Genomic DNA, 1350 nt, shown 5'->3' with positions numbered 1-1350 from the left:
GAGGAATACACCAATAAACAAGGGGTTTCCAATCAATCACTGGATGAGCTAAACAAAATGAAAACATCGTTGATCGATGATGTAGCAAACGCCATAGGAGTTCCTACGGCGCTTATTTATGGTGAAAAAGCTGAACTTGATTCTAACCTTCAAGCCTTTAGGAAGCTGTGTCTGGCACCGTTGATGAAGAAGCTTCAGGATGAATTAATGGCGAAAATTATTACAAAAAAAGAATACAAGAACGGCGAACGTATCAAAGTTTCTAAAGTATTACCTGTCAGCATTCTGGAAAACGCCACTCAGATTGATAAGATCGTTTCTTCCGGAACGTTCTTGCGTGATGAAGTACGTGAAGTGACTGACTATGATCCGTTGCCGAATGGTGAAGGTCAACAACTAATTATGACTAAGAACTATGAAAAAGTGAAGGGAGAAGAAGGATAGTGGCGGAATATTGGAAATGGATTGAAGGCTACGAAGGTCTGTATCAAGTTAGCAACCTTGGTAGAATTAAAAGCTATTATCGTTCTACGAGGATCTTGAAAAAACTCTTGTCAACAGACGGATACGAAGTTGTCGGTTTATGGAAAAATAAAAAGCCTAAACGTTTTAGCGTCCACAGACTAGTGGCTCAAGCCTTTATAGCCAATTCTGAAAATCTCCCAGAAGTTAATCATATAGACGAAGATAAAACTAACAACTTCGTTGATAACTTGGAATGGTGCACTCATGAATACAATATGAAGTTCGGCACCGGAATGACCAGAAACATTAATTCGAACAAAACCAAAAATGGAAAACCGATTTTTGCTATTAACAAAGATGGCACAGATTTCTTATTTGATTCTGTAAGAGAATTATGCAAAAACCTTAATTTAGACAAAGGTGCTGTATTCGCTTGTTTAAGAGGAGATCAATTAACACACAAAGGTTTTTCGTTTGAATTGCAAGGTTCCAACGAAAGGGGGTGAGAACGAAAATGCCGAAAGTTAAAAAAGTACCGTTTCAATTTACCAACGAGATCCAAAATGGTAAGCACATTCTCACCTTGAGTGGCAATGTCCAAAAGAAATACTGGCGTGATGATGATGTCATTAATGCGAAAGATATCCGTGAATCACTGGATACAGTCACAGATGATATCGTGATCAAATTGAATAGTCCTGGCGGCGATGTGTTTGAAGGAATTGAAATTTACAACTACCTAAAAGATCACCCATCAAATGTCACTGTCGAAGTAACTGGTTTAGCAGCAAGTGCCGCAACCTTCATCATTGCTGGCGCTGACGAAGTGATCATGAATGTTGGCACTTCATTGATGATTCACGAAGCTTCAACATTCGCTTGGGG

The 1350-nt window shown here is 39.0% G+C and carries 2 protein-coding genes and 1 pseudogene; all 3 read left to right on the top strand.

Annotated elements, in window-relative coordinates:
- A pseudogene (locus IAE45_RS18535) lies at positions 1–444 on the top strand (phage portal protein); the annotation flags it as partial.
- The gene (locus IAE45_RS18530; protein WP_325123441.1) at positions 444–971 is read left to right on the top strand and encodes an NUMOD4 motif-containing HNH endonuclease; all 528 of its coding nucleotides are present in this window, start codon (positions 444–446) and stop codon (positions 969–971) included. The pseudogene IAE45_RS18535 and the gene IAE45_RS18530, both read left to right, overlap by 1 nt.
- Before the next feature lie 8 nt (positions 972–979).
- The coding region (locus tag IAE45_RS18525) for a Clp protease ClpP (protein ID WP_200127867.1) at positions 980–1350 on the top strand (371 nt) is incomplete at its 3' end.

Source organism: Enterococcus sp. S53 (assembly GCF_016516865.1).
Classification (GTDB): Bacteria; Bacillota; Bacilli; order Lactobacillales; family Enterococcaceae; genus Enterococcus_D; species Enterococcus_D innesii.
The sequence above is the reverse complement of the archived record's forward strand: the minus strand, read 5'-3'. Positions and strand labels throughout refer to the sequence as shown.